The sequence below is a fragment of the Nocardioides sp. YIM B13467 genome (assembly GCF_042788075.1).
In the GTDB taxonomy this organism is placed as follows: Bacteria; Actinomycetota; Actinomycetes; order Propionibacteriales; family Nocardioidaceae; genus Nocardioides.
This window is the reverse complement of the sequence record NZ_JBHZPJ010000046.1, coordinates 3,936,945-3,952,896: the sequence shown is the minus strand read 5'-3', so window position 1 is coordinate 3,952,896 and position 15,952 is coordinate 3,936,945. Positions and strand designations below refer to the sequence as shown.

The 15,952-nt window shown below is 69.2% G+C and carries 18 protein-coding genes; 16 read left to right on the top strand and 2 right to left on the bottom strand.

The window, feature by feature from the left end; genetic code table 11:
- The first annotated feature begins 66 nt into the window (after positions 1-66).
- A complete protein-coding gene (locus ACFX43_RS26135) occupies positions 67-1,326 on the top strand; it encodes an ammonium transporter (RefSeq protein WP_378838163.1) in 1,260 nt (419 codons plus the stop codon).
- A 58-nt stretch (positions 1,327-1,384) separates the two neighbouring features.
- On the opposite strand, the gene ACFX43_RS26130 is transcribed toward ACFX43_RS26135, so the two are convergent.
- Positions 1,385-2,596, bottom strand: coding sequence for a Fic family protein (locus ACFX43_RS26130; protein ID WP_378838160.1), 1,212 nt, complete (start codon positions 2,594-2,596; stop codon positions 1,385-1,387).
- Between the two features lie 257 nt (positions 2,597-2,853).
- On the opposite strand from ACFX43_RS26130, the gene rplS reads away from it, so the two are divergent.
- From rplS to ACFX43_RS26090, 8 genes are all read left to right on the top strand, one after another.
- Complete coding sequence (rplS, locus tag ACFX43_RS26125; RefSeq protein ID WP_355229220.1) at positions 2,854-3,204, top strand: 50S ribosomal protein L19; 351 nt, start codon at positions 2,854-2,856, stop codon at positions 3,202-3,204.
- A 76-nt stretch (positions 3,205-3,280) separates the two neighbouring features.
- The gene (gene lepB / locus ACFX43_RS26120) at positions 3,281-4,183 is read left to right on the top strand and encodes a signal peptidase I (protein WP_378838153.1); all 903 of its coding nucleotides are present in this window, start codon (positions 3,281-3,283) and stop codon (positions 4,181-4,183) included.
- Positions 4,180-4,872, top strand: a complete 693-nt coding sequence (locus tag ACFX43_RS26115) for a ribonuclease HII (RefSeq protein ID WP_378838147.1) — start codon at positions 4,180-4,182, stop codon at positions 4,870-4,872. The genes lepB and ACFX43_RS26115 overlap by 4 nt, the downstream gene beginning before the upstream one ends.
- Positions 4,873-4,874: 2 nt before the next feature.
- Positions 4,875-5,183 carry a DUF2469 domain-containing protein gene (locus ACFX43_RS26110; protein WP_378838143.1) on the top strand — a complete coding sequence of 103 codons (309 nt, stop codon included), beginning with the start codon at positions 4,875-4,877 and terminating at the stop codon, positions 5,181-5,183.
- Between the two features lie 139 nt (positions 5,184-5,322).
- Positions 5,323-5,688 (top strand): YraN family protein, encoded by a 366-nt coding sequence (locus tag ACFX43_RS26105; RefSeq protein WP_160024477.1) that lies wholly within the window; start codon positions 5,323-5,325, stop codon positions 5,686-5,688.
- Positions 5,688-7,271 (top strand): YifB family Mg chelatase-like AAA ATPase, encoded by a 1,584-nt coding sequence (locus tag ACFX43_RS26100; RefSeq protein WP_378838135.1) that lies wholly within the window; start codon positions 5,688-5,690, stop codon positions 7,269-7,271. Before ACFX43_RS26105 ends, ACFX43_RS26100 begins: the two co-directional genes overlap by 1 nt.
- On the top strand, positions 7,268-8,440 hold the full coding sequence (gene dprA, locus ACFX43_RS26095; RefSeq protein ID WP_378838128.1) for a DNA-processing protein DprA: 1,173 nt from the start codon (positions 7,268-7,270) through the stop codon (positions 8,438-8,440). Before ACFX43_RS26100 ends, dprA begins: the two co-directional genes overlap by 4 nt.
- A gap of 29 nt (positions 8,441-8,469) precedes the next feature.
- Positions 8,470-9,432, top strand: coding sequence for a tyrosine recombinase XerC (locus tag ACFX43_RS26090; protein WP_378838123.1), 963 nt, complete (start codon positions 8,470-8,472; stop codon positions 9,430-9,432).
- A 69-nt stretch (positions 9,433-9,501) separates the two neighbouring features.
- On the opposite strand, the gene ACFX43_RS26085 is transcribed toward ACFX43_RS26090, so the two are convergent.
- Positions 9,502-10,125: a murein hydrolase activator EnvC family protein gene (locus ACFX43_RS26085; protein ID WP_378838116.1), complete on the bottom strand. Its 624-nt coding sequence runs from the start codon at positions 10,123-10,125 to the stop codon at positions 9,502-9,504.
- A gap of 422 nt (positions 10,126-10,547) precedes the next feature.
- On the opposite strand from ACFX43_RS26085, the gene rpsB reads away from it, so the two are divergent.
- The 7 genes from rpsB (at position 10,548) to ACFX43_RS26050 (ending at position 15,868) form a co-directional block, all read left to right on the top strand.
- Entirely contained in the window at positions 10,548-11,447 is a 900-nt protein-coding gene (gene rpsB, locus ACFX43_RS26080) for a 30S ribosomal protein S2 (protein ID WP_091049735.1), read from the top strand.
- A gap of 48 nt (positions 11,448-11,495) precedes the next feature.
- Positions 11,496-12,305, top strand: a complete 810-nt coding sequence (gene tsf / locus ACFX43_RS26075; protein WP_160024472.1) for a translation elongation factor Ts — start codon at positions 11,496-11,498, stop codon at positions 12,303-12,305.
- A gap of 168 nt (positions 12,306-12,473) precedes the next feature.
- Positions 12,474-13,187 (top strand): UMP kinase, encoded by a 714-nt coding sequence (pyrH, locus tag ACFX43_RS26070; RefSeq protein ID WP_355018075.1) that lies wholly within the window; start codon positions 12,474-12,476, stop codon positions 13,185-13,187.
- Positions 13,188-13,249: 62 nt separating this feature from the next.
- Positions 13,250-13,804, top strand: coding sequence for a ribosome recycling factor (frr, locus tag ACFX43_RS26065; protein WP_357360808.1), 555 nt, complete (start codon positions 13,250-13,252; stop codon positions 13,802-13,804).
- Positions 13,805-13,978: 174 nt separating this feature from the next.
- Positions 13,979-14,872, top strand: a complete 894-nt coding sequence (locus tag ACFX43_RS26060; RefSeq protein ID WP_378838101.1) for a phosphatidate cytidylyltransferase — start codon at positions 13,979-13,981, stop codon at positions 14,870-14,872.
- A 15-nt stretch (positions 14,873-14,887) separates the two neighbouring features.
- Positions 14,888-15,391: a histidine phosphatase family protein gene (locus tag ACFX43_RS26055; RefSeq protein ID WP_378838098.1), complete on the top strand. Its 504-nt coding sequence runs from the start codon at positions 14,888-14,890 to the stop codon at positions 15,389-15,391.
- A gap of 78 nt (positions 15,392-15,469) precedes the next feature.
- Complete coding sequence (locus ACFX43_RS26050; protein ID WP_378838092.1) at positions 15,470-15,868, top strand: hypothetical protein; 399 nt, start codon at positions 15,470-15,472, stop codon at positions 15,866-15,868.
- Positions 15,869-15,952 lie beyond the last annotated feature (84 nt).

Sequence of the window (15,952 nt, the reverse complement as noted above, 5' to 3'; positions counted from 1 at the left end):
TCGACAGGATCCGGCGAAACGTGTGCTCGGCTCACGCGATCCGAACCCCGACCCTATGAGGTACGAATGACTACCGATCTTGCATGGCAGCTGCTGTGTACGGCACTCGTGCTCTTCATGACTCCTGGTCTTGCCTTCTTCTACGGCGGCCTCGTGAAGTCGAAGAGTGTCGTGTCGATGATGATGTTGAGCTTCGGCTCTCTCGGCCTGATCACCCTGCTGTGGGTGCTCTACGGCTTCAGCGGCATCGGAGCCATCTCCGAGTCCGGCATCACGAACTTCTTCGGCAACCCGTTCCAGGACTTCGGCCTGACCAGCGCCTTCAGCGACCTGGTCACCGAGTTCGACGACGGTACGCCGGTCGAGGAGTCGACCAACTTCTTCGGCGGCCTCGCCTTCGGCGGCTCGTTCGCCATCATCACCGTGGCGCTGATCTCGGGTTCGATCGCCGACCGGGCGAAGTTCTGGCCGTGGCTGCTCTTCGCGGGCATCTGGGCGACCGTCGTCTACTTCCCGGGCCAGGCCTGGGTGTGGGCCCTCAACGCCGACGGTGACTACATCGGCTGGATCGGCAAGTGGGGCGCTCTCGATTGGGCCGGTGGCACGATCGTCCACCAGGCCGCCGGTGCCGCCGCGCTCGCGCTGGCGCTCGTCCTCGGTCAGCGCAAGGTCGGCTTCTCCAAGGAGGAGACGGCTGCTCACAACGTACCGCTGGTCCTGATCGGCACCGCGATCCTCTGGTTCGGCTGGTTCGGGTTCAACACCGGCGTCCCGGGCACCACCCAGGGCCAGACCACCCTGATCTTCCTCAACACCCTGATCGCCCCGGCCGCGGGTCTCATCGGCTGGATCATCGTGGAGAAGTTCAAGGACGGTAAGTCCACCGCCGTCGGCGCCGCCTCCGGTGTCGTCGCCGGTCTGGTCGCGATCACCCCGGCGTGTGCCCACATCGCGCCGATCTGGGCGATCCTCCTCGGCCTCCTCGTCGGCGTCGTGTGCTGCCTCGCCGTCGAGTTGAAGTGGAAGCTCGGCTTCGACGACACCCTCGACGTCGTCGGCATCCACCTGGTCGCCGGTTTCATCGGCTGCGTCTACATCGGCTTCTTCGCCCAGGTCGGCGGCACCGGCCTCTTCTTCGGCGGCGGCTTCGACCAGCTGATCAAGCAGGTCGGCTCCTCGCTCGCCGTGATCGCCTTCGCGTTCATCGTCGCCTACGTGGTCGGCATGGCGATCGAGAAGACGATCGGGTTCCGCGCCAAGGAGGAGGACGAGGTCGCCGGTATCGACCTCGCCATCCACGAGCCCGGTTACCAAGAGGTCGGCTGACCTCTTCAGGTTTCACGAGGCCCGTCCCGGTTCGCCGGGGCGGGCCTCGCGGCGTACCTCAGCGCGGTCCGTACGGAAGCTGCCTGGCCTGGTGCTGGATGCGGGCGCTGAGGTCCTCGACCTCGGCCAGGACCGCCGGTGCGACCCACACGGGGGAGCGGCGGGTGCGCTTGGCGCGGGTGAGGATCCCGGCCTGCTCCAGGCCGTCGATCGTCGCGGTGGGGTCCTCGATCCCGAGGCTCTTGGTGACCAGCTCGGCGTTGAGGATGGGCTCCTCGGTGAGCAGGTCGAGAAGCCGGTACGCAGCCGACCCGGGCCGTGGGGCACCGGCCGCCTCGCCCCAGCTGCGCCGGATGCTCTCCAGCGTCTCGGCCGTCTTCCACGACTCCGTCGTCGCGATGGTCGTCGAGGCGGCGAGCATGGCGATGATCGTGGACGCGGTGCCGGCCCGGTAGTCGTTGAGGGCGGCGAAGTAGCGGTCGCGGTGCGCGACGAGCGCCGAGGCGATCGGGACGGCCAGGTGGCGCGAGGCGCGGCGTCGCCGGAGCACGGCGTGGATGAGGGCCCGCCCGATCCGGCCGTTGCCGTCGATGAAGGGGTGGATCGACTCGAACTGGGCGTGCACGATCGCCGCCTGGGCGATGGGGGAGAGGTCGTCGCGGTTGGCGAAGGCGACCAGGTCCTCGATGTAGTCGATGACCGTCTCCGGTGGCGGTGGCACGTGGAGGGTGTCGCGGGGTGCGTAGTCGGAGCCGCCGACCCAGTTCTGCACGACGCGGAACTTGCCGGCGTTGGCCGCCTTGTCGGGATGGCGTACGAACAGGTCCCGGTGGGCGCGCAGGATCGCGTCGGAGGTGATCTTGCGGGTCGTGTCGGCCTCGCTGATCAGCCGCTGCATCGCCTGGGTCGCGGACGCCATCGAGGTCGCCGAGGAGTTGGCGCCGATGCCGAGCAGGGCCCGACCGTAATCGGCCAGGCTGGCCTCGACGTGCTCGATCTTGGAGGAGTCGATCGCCTCGGTGCGCAGCTGCAGGTGGTTGAGCCCGTCCATCGTCCGGCCGTGGACCAGGTCGAGATGGCGGAGTGCGCCCGCGCTGGCGGTCGTCATCGCCGCCACCGGCCGCTCCAGCGCCAGGTCGAGGTCGGCGATGTGGGGCGGCAGCGCGACCGTGACCTCACGCAGCAGCCGGTCGACGCGCGGACCGCGCGGGATCCGCTGCTTGTAGGGGCGCGTCACGTAGGTGTGCGGTGGCCAGTCGGTGTCGGTCACGGGGGCATCCTCGCACGGGCGCGGTTGTGCCGCGTACGTCGCGATTCCCGGCGGTCCGCGGCGCTGTGGCAGACTTGTGGGCCGGTCCAGTCGGCCGAAGCACGCTCCGAAGATGACACCCGGAGGTGTCGCGACGGGCTCCTGCCACAGGGGGAACCGTACGCCGCCGGCCAGCGTGGCTGGACCACCGCCAAAGATCGCCCTGACCAGGGCATGGATGACCGCGATCGGCCTGTGGCGAGCGTGAGGAGAAAATGATGAGCAACGTACTCGCTGAGGTCGGCAACGTCGCCAAGCGCGACGACCTGCCGCAGTTCCGCGCCGGTGACACCGTCAAGGTGCACGTCAAGGTCGTCGAGGGCAACCGGTCCCGCGTCCAGGTCTTCCAGGGCGTCGTGATCCGCGTCCACGGTTCCGGCATCGGCCGCACCTTCACCGTCCGCAAGGTCTCCTTCGGCGTGGGTGTCGAGCGCACCTTCCCGCTGCACTCCCCGATCTTCGAGCAGATCGAGGTCGTCACCCGCGGTGACGTCCGTCGCGCGAAGCTCTACTACCTGCGCAACCTGCGCGGCAAGAAGGCGAAGATCAAGGAGCGCCGCGAGGCGTGAGTCGGGAGGTCTGAGGGTTTCCTGAGCATTGCGAGTCGATGAGGCTCGTTGTGGAGGGAGTCTCTAGACTCACCGCGTGACTTCGAACGACCGCGATCCTTCCGTCGGCGTAGGGCCCCAGGCCCGCTGGGACGGGCCCGAGATGGGGGGATCGCGGTCGTTCTCGTCTTCTCCCCAGGCCCCGCGTTGGGCCTCAGAGCAACCGGGCCCGGCCAACGGACCGCGCCGCGAGGAGGAGCACAAGCCCCGCCTGTCGGCCTGGCAGGAGGGCATCGTCCTGGTCGTGCTGGCCGTGCTGGTCGCGATCGTCGTGAAGGCCCTGTTCGTGCAGGCCTTCTATATCCCCTCGGAGTCCATGGAGCCCGGCCTGCAGGGCGGCCCGTCGGTGGCGACCGACGACCGGGTGCTGGTCGAGAAGCCGTCCTACTGGCTCGCCGGCACGCCGCAGCGCGGCGACGTCGTGGTCTTCTCCGACCCGGGCTCCTGGCTCGGCGTCGACGAGTCGGCCGGCCCCAGCAACCTCTTCGGCAAGGCGCTCGCGGTCATCGGTCTCTACCCCGAGGGCGGCCACCTGGTGAAGCGTGTCATCGGTGTCCCAGGTGACGTCATCGAGTGCTGCGACAAGCAGGGTCGGCTGATCGTCAACGGCGTGCCGATCGACGAGCCGTACGCTCGGCCCTCCCAGACCAAGTGCGGCCGCCCCAACAAGGAGGGCGAGTGCTTCGGGCCGATGCCCGGCAACCGCCATTGGGAGGCCGGTCCGGTGCCCGAGGGTTCGCTGTTCGTGATGGGCGACAACCGGGCCAACTCGGCCGACTCGACCGTCCACATGTGCACGGCCAACGAGACCGACTGCGCGCTGGTGCCCTGGGTGCCCGAGGACAACGTGGTCGGCAAGGTCGTCGCGCTGGGCTGGCCGCTGGACCGGGCGAAGTGGATCCACCGGCCCGAGAGCTTCGAGGACGTGCCGTCACAGTGAGCAGTGCGCCAAACCTGCGAGTCGAGCGGTCGATGCTGCGCGACGGCGTCACCCATCTCGGTGCCGTCGACGAGGTGGGGCGCGGTGCGCTCTGTGGGCCGGTCTCGATCGGGATCGTGGTGATCTCCGAGGCGACCCGCACGGCCCCCCAGGGCGTACGCGACTCCAAGCTGCTCACTCCCGAGGCTCGCGAGATGCTCGCGCCGAAGGTGCGCCGCTGGGCCGTCGACTCGGCCGTCGGGCATGCGCTGGCCTCCGAGATCGACGAGGTCGGGATCATGGCCGCGATGCGGCTGGCCGGTCAGCGAGCGTTGAGTGCCCTGGACGTACGTCCTGACGCGCTGCTGCTCGACGGCAACCACAACTACCTGACCCCGCCCGTGCAGGAGGGCCTCTTCGGTGAGGTCTCCCAGATGGTGGAGGAGGTCGAGGTGCCGCCGGTGACGACGATCATCAAGGCCGACATGAAGTGTGCCGCCGTCGCCGCCGCCTCGATCCTGGCGAAGACCTCGCGCGACGCGCTGATGGTCGCGCTCCACGACGAATATCCCGACTACGCGTGGGCCGACAACAAGGGCTACTCCGCCCCTGCCCACATCGCGGCGCTGGAGCGCCTGGGACCCTCGGCATATCACCGCCGCTCGTGGAGTCTTCCCGGCTCTTCGCCTGTGTTGGCTCTAGAGTCCTGAATATGAGCGCGGAGGATCTCGAGAAGTACGAGACCGAGATGGAGCTGACCCTCTACCGCGAGTATCGCGACGTGGTCGGCATCTTCAAGTACGTCGTCGAGACCGACCGCCGCTTCTACCTGTGCAACCAGGTCGACGTGCGAGCGAGCACGGACTCGGGGGACGTCTACTTCGAGGTGTCGATGAACGACGTCTGGGTGTGGGACATGTATCGGCCGGCCCGGTTCGCGAAGGCGGTCAAGGTGCTCACCTTCAAGGACGTCAACGTCGAGACGCTCAACCCGACCGACATCGACCAGCCGCTGGACTGACGTACGGCTGATCTCGGGCCAGTTACCGTCCACAGGGCGATCTCGATCCGGGGTTATCCCCAGGCGCCCCGGAACTAGCCCGGATTGTCGGTGCTCGCGATGAGTCTGGACCTCGAAGCCGAAGGGCAGGAGGTCCATGATGAGTTCAACGGCGCCAGCGCGGATCGCGCTGGGAAACTACGGCGAATCGGTCGCCGAGAGGCATCTGGTCGAGGCGGGCATGACCGTGCTCGACCGCAACTGGCGATGTGCCGATGGGGAGATCGACCTGGTTCTGCGCGAGGGCGACACGCTCGTCGTCTGCGAGGTGAAGACCCGCAGCCATGACGGGTGCGGCACGCCGCACGAAGCGGTCGACAAGACCAAGCTCGACCGGCTGAAGCGGTTGGCGATCGCCTGGCTGGAGCAGCACGACGTGCGAGCTCCCGGGATCCGGATCGATCTCGTCGCGGTGATGCACGCGCCTCGTGGTTCGGCGCTGGTCGAGCACGTCAGGGGCCTGTGATGGGATACGCGCGAGCTCACGGCGTCGCCCTTCGGGGCGCTGTCGGCCACCTGGTCGACGTACAGGCCGACGTCTCGCCCGGCCTGGTAGGAGTGACCCTGGTCGGCCGTGCCGACAGCGTGCTGGCCGAGGGGCGCGACCGGGTCCGGATGGCGATCATCAACTCAGACCTCGAGTGGCCCGCGACCAAGCGGATCACGGTGCTGCTCTCACCGGCCGACCTGCCGAAGGGCGGCTCGCACTACGACCTCGCGATGGCGTTGGCGATCCTCGCGGCCGGTGGCGAGCTCGAGACGACTGGGCTGGAACGCACGGTCTTCATCGGGGAGCTGGCGCTCGACGGTGGGCTGCGGCCGACCTCCGGTGTGCTCCCGATGGTGCTCGCCGCCTCCCACGCCGGGATCGCTCGGGTGGTGGTGCCGGAGCCGCAGGTGGCCGAGGCGCGGATGGTGCCAGGGATGGAGATCCTCGGGTTCCGGTCGCTGGGCCAGGTGGTCGCCGAGCTGCGCGGCGAGCCGGTGCCCGACGCGCCGCCGGTCGCTACCGGCACGGGCGGCAGCCTGCTCGGCTGGCGCGGTGACCGCAGGCTCGACGACATGGACATGTCCGACCTTCGTGGCATGCCTGAGACCCGCTACGCGGTCGAGGTCGCGGCCGCCGGTGGGCACCACCTGCTGCTCAAGGGACCGAAGGGCTGCGGCAAGACCTCGATCGCCGAGCGGATCCCGACGATCCTGCCCGATCTCTCCCGTGAGGAGTCGCTGGAGGTGATGGCGGTGCAGTCGCTGGCCGGGGTGCTCGACGTCGACCGAGGGCTCCTGACCCGGCCGCCGTTCGCGGCTCCCCACCACGACGCTTCCAAACCCGGCATCGTCGGCGGCGGCACCGGTCGGGTCCGCCCGGGCCAGGTCTCGCTGTCCCACGCCGGCGTCCTCTTCCTCGACGAGTTCCCGTTGTTCAAGAGCGACGTCATCGAGTGCCTGCGGGAGCCGCTCGAGAGCGGCGACATCACGGTGTCGCGAGGCGAGGAGTCGGTGACGCTCCCGGCGCGCGCCCTCGTCGTGCTCGCCGCCAACCCGTGTCCGTGCGGCAACTTCGACGCCTCGATCACCAAGGACGGCTGCATCTGTAGGTCCAACGAGCGCCAGTCCTACGAGCGGAAGGTCTCCGGACCGATCACCGACCGCATCGACATCATCCGCACGCTGCGGCCGATGTCCGAGCAGAACCATGATCCGTGGGGCTCGGAGACCAGCGCCGACATCCGTGAACGGGTCACGGCGGCCAGGCGCCGCCAACGCGAGCGCTACGCCGACTTCGGGTGGCGGCTCAACGGCCAGGCCAGCGGGATCGCCCTGCGCGACAACTGGCCGCTGCCGCCATCCGCCGAGGCGCTCATCGACTCACGCATCTTCTCCGGTGCCCTGACCCGTCGAGGTGCGGTGCGCGTGCATCGCCTCGCGTGGACGGTGGCCGACCTCGCCGGGGTCGACTGGCCGGGCGTCACCGAGACCGAGACGGCGCTCGCGCTGCGCAACGGCGGCTCGCTCACGGTGTCGACGTTCGAGGGGAGGTCGGCATGACAGCGGCGCCCGTCGCACCGTCCTTCACCGACCTCGAGCGCGAGCGCCTGGCCCGGATCGCGCTGACCCAGCTGATCGAGCCCGGCACCCCGCTGCTCGACACCTGCATGGTGGGATCCACCGCGACCGAGGTCTACCGACGCTTCGCCGAGGAGGATCCCGACCTCGGCGAAGACGGGCTCGAAGCCAGATTGCGGCTGGCCCAGATCCACCCCGACCGCGACTTGGAGCGGGCGGCCAACGCCGGGTTCCGCTACGTCATCCCCGGAGACGAGGAGTGGCCCACCCAGGTCGAGCGGCTCACCGGTCAGGAGCCTCTTCAATACCGCACCGGCACGCCGCTCGGCCTGTGGGTGCGGGGGCCGCTCCTGCTCAGCGACCTCGACCGGTCGGTCGCCATCGTCGGGTCCCGGGACGCGACGGCCTACGGTGCCGACGCCGCTGCGCGGATCGCGGCGGACCTCGCGGTCAACGACTTCGTGACGGTCTCCGGGGCAGCGGTCGGCATCGACGCGGCCGCACATCGGGGCGCGCTCACCGGCCCGCCGGGGAGCACCGTCGCCGTTCTCGCAGGTGGCGTCGACGTTCCCTACCCGCTGCGCAACCGGCGCCTGATCGACGCGATCGCCGAGGGCGGAGCGGTGATCTCGGAGATCGCGCCCGGCTTCCCGGTCACCCGCTATCGATTCCTCTCTCGCAACCGGATCATCGCCGCCCTTGCCCGGGGCACCGTGGTCGTGGAGGCGGCAGCGCGCAGCGGCTCCCTCAACACCTCCCACTGGGCCTACAGCATCAACACACCCGTGATGGCGGTGCCCGGTCAAGTGGGCGCGATGACCTCGGTCGGCACCCATGAGCTCGTACGCAGCGGCAAAGGCGTCCTGGTGACCGACGGCCTCGACGTACGCGAGCTCGTCGGCGACATGGGCGAGGCCGTCCCCGAGGAACCCCGAGGTCCCGTACGCCGCCGCGACTCGCTCACCTCCGTCGAGAAGCAGGTCCTCGATGCCGTCCCGGTGAGCAGCCCCTCGTCACAGCTCGCCATCGCGAGGTCGGCATGCCTGCACCCGAAGACGGCCGGCACCGCGCTGTCGCGGCTCGAGGCGCTCGGTCTCGCCGAGCGGTTCCCCGACGGGTGGCAGCTGGCCCCGGGCGCGGCTCGCACCTGAGGCCCGAGCCGACACCTATCCTGACTCGGGTGAGCGCTGAACCCGAGGGGGACCAGGAAGGCGGGTCCGCGGAAGCGGAGCTGCCCGAGGTCTACGCCGCGCTGCTCGGGGACTACGAGCGGCACCTCAGCGCCGAGCGCGGGCTCTCCGACCACACGGTCCGGGCCTACCTGGGCGACATCCGCAGCCTGCTCGACCACGCCGGCCGTATGGGCCGCACCGAGCCCGAGGCCATCGACCTGCGCACGCTGCGCAGCTGGCTGGCCAAGCAGCAGACGACCGGCCACTCACGTACGACCCTGGCCCGGAGGGCCACCGCGGCCCGGGTCTTCTGCGGATGGCTGGTCCGGACCGGCCGGGCGCAGGTCGACGCCGGAGCCGCGCTCGGCTCGCCCAAGGCCCACCGGACGCTTCCGCCCGTACTGCGCCCCGACGAGGTCGAGTCCCTCATCGCCGCCGCCATCACAGCGGCCGAGGACGGCACGCCGGTCGGGATGCGCGACATCGCCGTGCTGGAGATGCTCTATGCGACCGGTGCCCGCGTCGGTGAGCTCGTCGGCCTCGACCTGGACGACGTCGACTACGAACGCCGCGTCATCCGGGTGCTCGGCAAGGGACGCAAGGAGCGGATGGTGCCCTTCGGCGGCCCCGCGGTGCGGGCGCTCGACCGTTGGGTCGTCCGTGGCCGCCCTCAGCTGGTCACCGAGTCCTCCGGACCGGCCCTGTTTCTCGGGGCTCGCGGCGGCCGGCTCGACCAGAGAGCCGTACGCACCCTCGTCCACCGCCGCCTCGCCGACGTCCCCGGTGCCCCCGACCTCGGCCCCCACGGACTGCGCCACAGCACCGCCACCCACCTCCTCGAGGGTGGCGCCGATCTGCGCTCGGTCCAAGAGCTCCTCGGTCACGCCAGCCTGGCCACCACCCAGATCTACACCCACGTCAGCAGCGACCGGCTCCGCAAGGCCTACCGTCAGGCCCACCCCCGCGCCTGACCCGCCGAGACGTCAGGCGCGTCGGCCGAGACGTCACCCGCGTCGGCCCGCCACAACTGCGGACTCGGCCTACCGGACGGGGTCGCCGCGCCAGAGGGGGAGGAGCCGGACCGGCTGCGGTGCGTCGACGAGCAGGAGCGGGTCGAGGTAGACATCGTCCGCGTTGCGGATCCAGCCCCAGTGCAGACAGGCGGCCGGGAAGCAGTGGGAGCCGGCGATCCCGAGCCGGCCCAACGGCGCTCCGGCCGCGACCGGATCGCCGACGGCCACGGTGGCCGAGACCGGCTCATAGGTGGTCCGCGTGGCCCCGTGGTCGACGCTCACCACCGCCTTGCCGGCGATCACTCCGACGAACGCGACCGTCCCGGCCATCGCGGCGCGGACGACCGCGCCCGGCGATCCGGCCAGGTCCACGCCGCGATGACCCGCACCCCACGGAGCGTCTGGCGGATCGAAGCGGCGCACGACCTCCGGCCGGGGCGCCAGCGGCCATTCGCCCTGGGGGACCTCGTCGGCTTCTCCGACCGGGCTCGGACCCTCGTCGTGACCCACTGCCCCACCCAGCGAGGCGCCGGACGGCGCCACCTCGGCACGTGGCGTTCCGAGGGCTGGGCTTGCCGGGGCGATGAGGACGACGAGGAACAGGGCCGCGACGAGGGCGCGGGCCCGGTCGGAGAGGCGGTACGAGGTCATGACGAGCAGACAACCCCGGATCGAGGACCCGCACAACGAGTGGCGTACGTCCTGTGGATAACCCCGTCCCGAGACACCCCTGTGGACACTGATCGGCCCGCGCCTGAGCCGGTCACGGAGGATTGGCCCGAGACCCCGGTCGGCGGCTAGTCTTGGACCGGCAGCCCCCTGTGGGCTGACTTCGCACGCCAGCAGACCGCGACGGTGCCTCGCTCCGAGACGCCGGTCGCCCGCGGGCGCGGCCCTCAGTCCCGAGCAGCACGCTCAGGTCGGACCGCGTGCAGGCGTCAGGGCCCATCAGCACTGATGGGCGCGAAACTGAAAACCGACCGGCTCGCGCCAACACCCGCCCGACCTCGAGAAACGCAAGGTCGAGCCACCAGCGGTGCACACGCGGGCCACCACCTAGGAGAAAAAACATCATGGCAGTCGTGACCATGCGCCAGCTCCTCGAGAGCGGCGTCCACTTCGGACACCAGACCCGTCGCTGGAACCCGAAGATGAAGCGGTTCATCCTCACGGACCGCAACGGCATCTACATCATCGACCTTCAGCAGTCGCTGGCCTACATCGACCGCAGCTACGCCTTCATCAAGGAGACCGTGGCCAAGGGCGGCACGATCATGTTCGTGGGCACCAAGAAGCAGGCCCAGGAGGCCATCGCCGAGCAGGCGACGCGCGTCGGGATGCCCTACGTCAACCAGCGCTGGCTGGGCGGCATGCTCACCAACTTCCAGACCGTGCACCAGCGGATCAACCGCCTCAAGGAGCTCGACGAGGTCAACTTCGACGACGTCGCCGGCTCGGGCCGCACGAAGAAGGAGCTCCTGCAGATGAAGCGGGAGCGCGACAAGCTCGAGAAGACCCTGGGCGGCATCCGCGAGATGGGTCGCACCCCCTCCGCCGTCTGGATCGTCGACACCAAGAAGGAGCACCTCGCTGTCGAGGAGGCTCGCAAGCTCAGGATCCCGATCGTCGGCATCCTGGACACCAACTGCGACCCCGACGAGGTCGACTTCCCGATCCCGGGCAACGACGACGCCATCCGCGCGGTCGGCCTGCTGACCCGCGTGGTCGCCGACGCCGTCGCCGAGGGCCTCATCGCCCGCTCCGGTGGCAAGACCGAGGGCACCGAGGGCGCCACCGCCGAGGAGCCGCTGGCCGAGTGGGAGCGCGAGCTCCTGGCGACCCCGGCTGCCGAGGAGGCGAAGGCCGAGGAGACCCCGGCCGCCGAGGCCCCCGCCGCTGAGGCTGCTGAGACCACCGAGGCTCCGGCCGAGGAGACCCCCGCCGAGACCCCCGAGGCCCCGGCCGAGGCCTGAGCCTCATCGTCCACCCAAAGCCACTTAACAAGTCAGAGGAAGACACGCATGGCTTACACCGCTGCCGACGTCAAGAAGCTCCGTGAGCTGACCCAGGCCGGCATGATGGACTGCAAGAAGGCGCTCGACGAGGCTGACGGCGACTTCGACAAGGCTGTCGAGATCCTTCGCGTCAAGGGCACCGCCAAGGCTGCCGCCCGCGCCGCGGAGCGCACCACCTCGGCCGGCCTCGTCGCCGCGTCCGGGAACGCTCTGGTCAGCCTCCTCTCGGAGACCGACTTCGTCGCCAAGAACGAGAGCTTCGTCGCTGCTGCCCAGCAGATCGCCGAGGCCGCCGACGCCAACAAGGTCAACGACCTCGAGGCTCTCAAGGCCATCTCGCTCGGCGACAAGACCGTCGGCGAGACCGTCGAGGAGCTCGCCCGCACCATCGGCGAGAAGATCGAGCTCGGCCAGGTCGCCTACTTCGAGGGTGAGACCACGGTCTACCTACACAAGAAGGCCTCCGACCTGCCGCCGAGCCTCGGCGTCCTGGTCGCCTACGAGGGTGACGAGGCGGCCGCGAAGCAGGCCGCCCAGCAGGCTGCCGCCCTCAAGGCGCAGTACCTCACCTCCGACGAGGTGCCGGCCGACGTGGTCGACGCCGAGAAGGACGTCCTCACCAAGAAGACGCTCGAGGAGGGCAAGCCCGAGGCTGCCGTCGCGAAGATCGTCGAGGGTCGGATCAAGGCGTTCTTCAAGGAGATCGTCCTGCTCGACCAGGAGTCGGTCTTCGAGTCGAAGAAGTCCGTCAAGCAGGTCCTCGACGCCGCCAACACGCAGGTGAAGCAGTTCGCCCGCTTCGACGTCGGCGCCTGAACCGAGCCTGACTCCGCGCCAACGGCGCGCGATCAGTTAGGTTGAGCAGCAACGTACGACGAAAGGGGCCGGTCCGATGAACCGAATGGTGATCATCGGACCGGCCCTTTCGTACGCCACCCCTACATGCACCACCCCGCAAGACGTCGCCCCAGGAAAGGCCACGGCATGACCCGCTACCAGCGCATCCTGATCAAGCTGTCCGGAGAGAACTTCGGCGGTGGCGAGGTCGGCGTCGACCCCATCGTGGTCGCCTCGATCGCCAAGGAGATCTCCGCTGTCGCCGCCTCCGGTGTGCAGATCGCGATCGTCGTCGGCGGCGGCAACTTCTTCCGTGGCTCCGAGCTCCAGCAGGCGGGCATGGACCGGTCCCGCGCCGACTACATGGGCATGCTCGGCACCGTGATGAACTGCCTCGCGCTGCAGGACTTCCTCGAGAAGGAGGGTGTCGACACCCGGGTGCAGACCGCGATCACGATGGGCCAGGTCGCCGAGCCCTACATCCCGCGCAAGGCCATGCGTCATCTCGAGAAGGGCCGTGTCGTGATCTTCGGCGCCGGCTCCGGCATGCCCTACTTCTCCACCGACACCGTCGCCGCCCAGCGCGCCCTAGAGGTCCACGCCGAGGTCGTCCTGATGGCCAAGAACGGCGTCGACGGGATCTACACCGCCGACCCGAAGAAGGACCCGACGGCGACGAAGTACGATGAGATCACATTCGGCGAGGCACTGCAGAAGCAACTCAAGATCGCCGACGCCACCGCGTTCGCCCTCTGCATGGAGAACAAGATGCCCATCGTGGTCTACGGCGCGGAGGACGAGGGGGCGGTCTACCGGATCGTCCAGGGTGAGAAGATCGGTACGCTCGTCACCGCTGGCTGAGCGACACGAGCCCACACGCCACCCACAACACAACACTTACGAGCGCACAGGAGCATCCGGTGATCAACGACATCCTCAACGAGGCCGACAGCAAGATGGTGAAGTCGGTGGACTCCACGCGTGAGGACTTCTCCACCATCCGTGCTGGCCGCGCCACTCCGCAGATGTTCAGCAAGATCCTGGTCGACTACTACGGCACTCCGACGCCGATCCAGCAGCTCGCCTCGTTCACCAGCCCCGAGCCGCGGATCATCAACATCGCCCCCTTCGACATCGGCGCGATGGCCAACGTCGAGAAGGCGATCCGCGACTCCGACCTCGGTGTCAACCCGTCCAACGACGGCAAGATCCTGCGTGCGGTCTTCCCGGAGCTGACCGAGGAGCGCCGCAAGGAATACATCAAGCTCGCCAAGGAGAAGGCCGAGCAGGGTCGCGTCTCGGTGCGCCAGGTGCGCCAGAAGGCCAAGCAGAACCTGGAGAAGCTCGAGAAGGACGGCGAGGCCAGCAAGGACGACGTCACCGGTGCCGAGAAGCGCCTCGACAGCCTCACCAAGAAGCACACCGACGCGATCGACGAGCTGCTCAAGTCCAAGGAAGCCGAGCTGCTCGAGGTTTGAGCCTGTGCCCCTGCGACGAAGTCGCAGGGGCACAACGCGAAAAGATCGAGCGAGCGCACGCCTGAGCTTGCGAAGGCGTGACCGCGGGTCGAGATCCAGTGTGCGACGCAGTCGAGAGCCACGAGCGATTCGGACCGCGACCAGATGAAAGACCTGAGCATGAAGGAATCACTCGTGAGCCAGACGCCGCCGTCTCCTTCTCCGTCAGCTTCCGAGCCGCCGAAGAAGGACTACGGCCGCGCCGGCCGCAACCTGCCCGCGGCGATCGGCTCTGCCGCCGTCCTCCTGGTCGCCATCGCGCTGAGCCTGATGTTCGTGAAGACGGCGTTCATGCTGATCGTCGTCGGCTGTGTCGTGGCCGCGGTCTGGGAGCTCCACCGGGGCCTGATGGCCAAGGACATGGACGTCCCCGAGCAGCCGCTGATGATCGGCGGCACGGTGATGGTCCTGGTCGCCTACTTCCTGGGCTCCGACGCGCTGGTGACGGCCACCGCGGTGACCGCTCTGGTGATCATGCTGTGGGTGCTGCGGCGGGGGGTCGACGGCTACGTACGCACCTCGGCCGCCGCCGTCCTCACCCTGTTCTACCTGCCGTTCCTGGGCTCGTTCGTCGCGCTCATGCTCCGCGAGGGCGGCGGCTGGACCTCGGGCGGCCTCTCCGACGACGGCGTACGCGGCATCATCGTCTGGGTCCTGCTCACCATCATGTCCGACATCGGCGGCTACGTGGCCGGGGTCCTCTTCGGCAAGCACCCGATGGCCCCGGTGATCTCCCCGAAGAAGTCGTGGGAGGGCTTCGCCGGCTCGGTGGTCTTCACCGTCGCCACCGGCGTCGGCCTGGTCGTATGGCTGCTCGACGGCGCCTGGTGGGTCGGTGTCGCGCTCGGCGTGGTCGCCTGCGTGATGGCCGTCCTCGGCGACCTGGTCGAGTCGGTCATCAAGCGTGACCTCGGCGTCAAGGACATGAGCCAGATCATCCCCGGCCACGGCGGCCTCATGGACCGCCTCGACTCGCTCCTGGCGACCGTCGCCCCGGTCTGGCTGATCCTCCACTACGCCGTCTTCTGAGCGGGTTCCAGCCCGATGCTCTTCCTCGTACGCCACGGACGACCCATCCAGGTGCGCGGCGTCGCCGCGGAGCACTGGGAGCTCGACCCGGCCGGGTTCGACGACGTCTGGGCTCTGCGTGACCGGCTGCCGGCCGGCGCCGCGTGGTACTCCTCGCCCGAGCCCAAGGCGCAGCAGACCGCCCAGCTGCTCACCGACGGCGACGTCGGTGTGGTCGATGCGCTCCGTGAGCACCGCCGCGGCGCGGCCTGGGTCGAGGACTTCCACGCCACGGTCGAGCGGGCGTTCGCGGAGCCGACGGTGCCGGCCTACGACGGCTGGGAGCCGCTCGAGGAGTGCCGTGCTCGCGTGACGAAGGCCGCTGCCGGAATCCTCTCGGCCCACGCGGGCGAAGACGCCGTGCTCATCGGACACGGCACGGCCTGGACCGTCCTGGTGAGCGAGTTGACGGGCACGCCGCCAGATCTCGCCCGGTGGCGAGACCTCGGCTTCCCGGACCTGATCACCGTCGACGCCTGATCGGCTTGAATCGCCCGGAGTTCGTTGCGGCAGCGATTCTTTACCAAGGATGACCTGGTTCGGCGCTACGGTTGAAGGGTGACCCAGCGTCCCTCGGACCTCGACGTGGACTCCGATCCAGACGTCGAGGCAGATCACGGCCCGGAGGAAGAGTCCTCGGGGCCGGGTGGCGTGTCGGCGTGGCTGCACGACTCGCACCCGACCGTGGCAGCCCTGGTCGGGTTCTACATCGGCCTGGCGTACGCGATCCTCGTGCCCGGCACCTGGGGCGCGCTGCTGACGTGGGTCGTCGGGCAGGAGCGGGCGGAGGAGCTGTTCCCGTGGGTGGCGCTGACCCTGCTGGTGCCCCTGGCGCTGCTCATCCCGCGCAAGACCCGTCGCCTGGCCGAGTTCGTCTGGCTGGGGATCATCCTCACCGTGCTGGTGGTGGTCGGTGTCGGCTCGCTGGTCTTCTGGATCCTGCTGAAGACTGGCTGACCGAGCGGGCCGGATCCAGGTTTAGCCGTACGCCGCACCCCGGTGGGACAATGGATGCGTGACCGAGCCCGACCCTGCGAACGT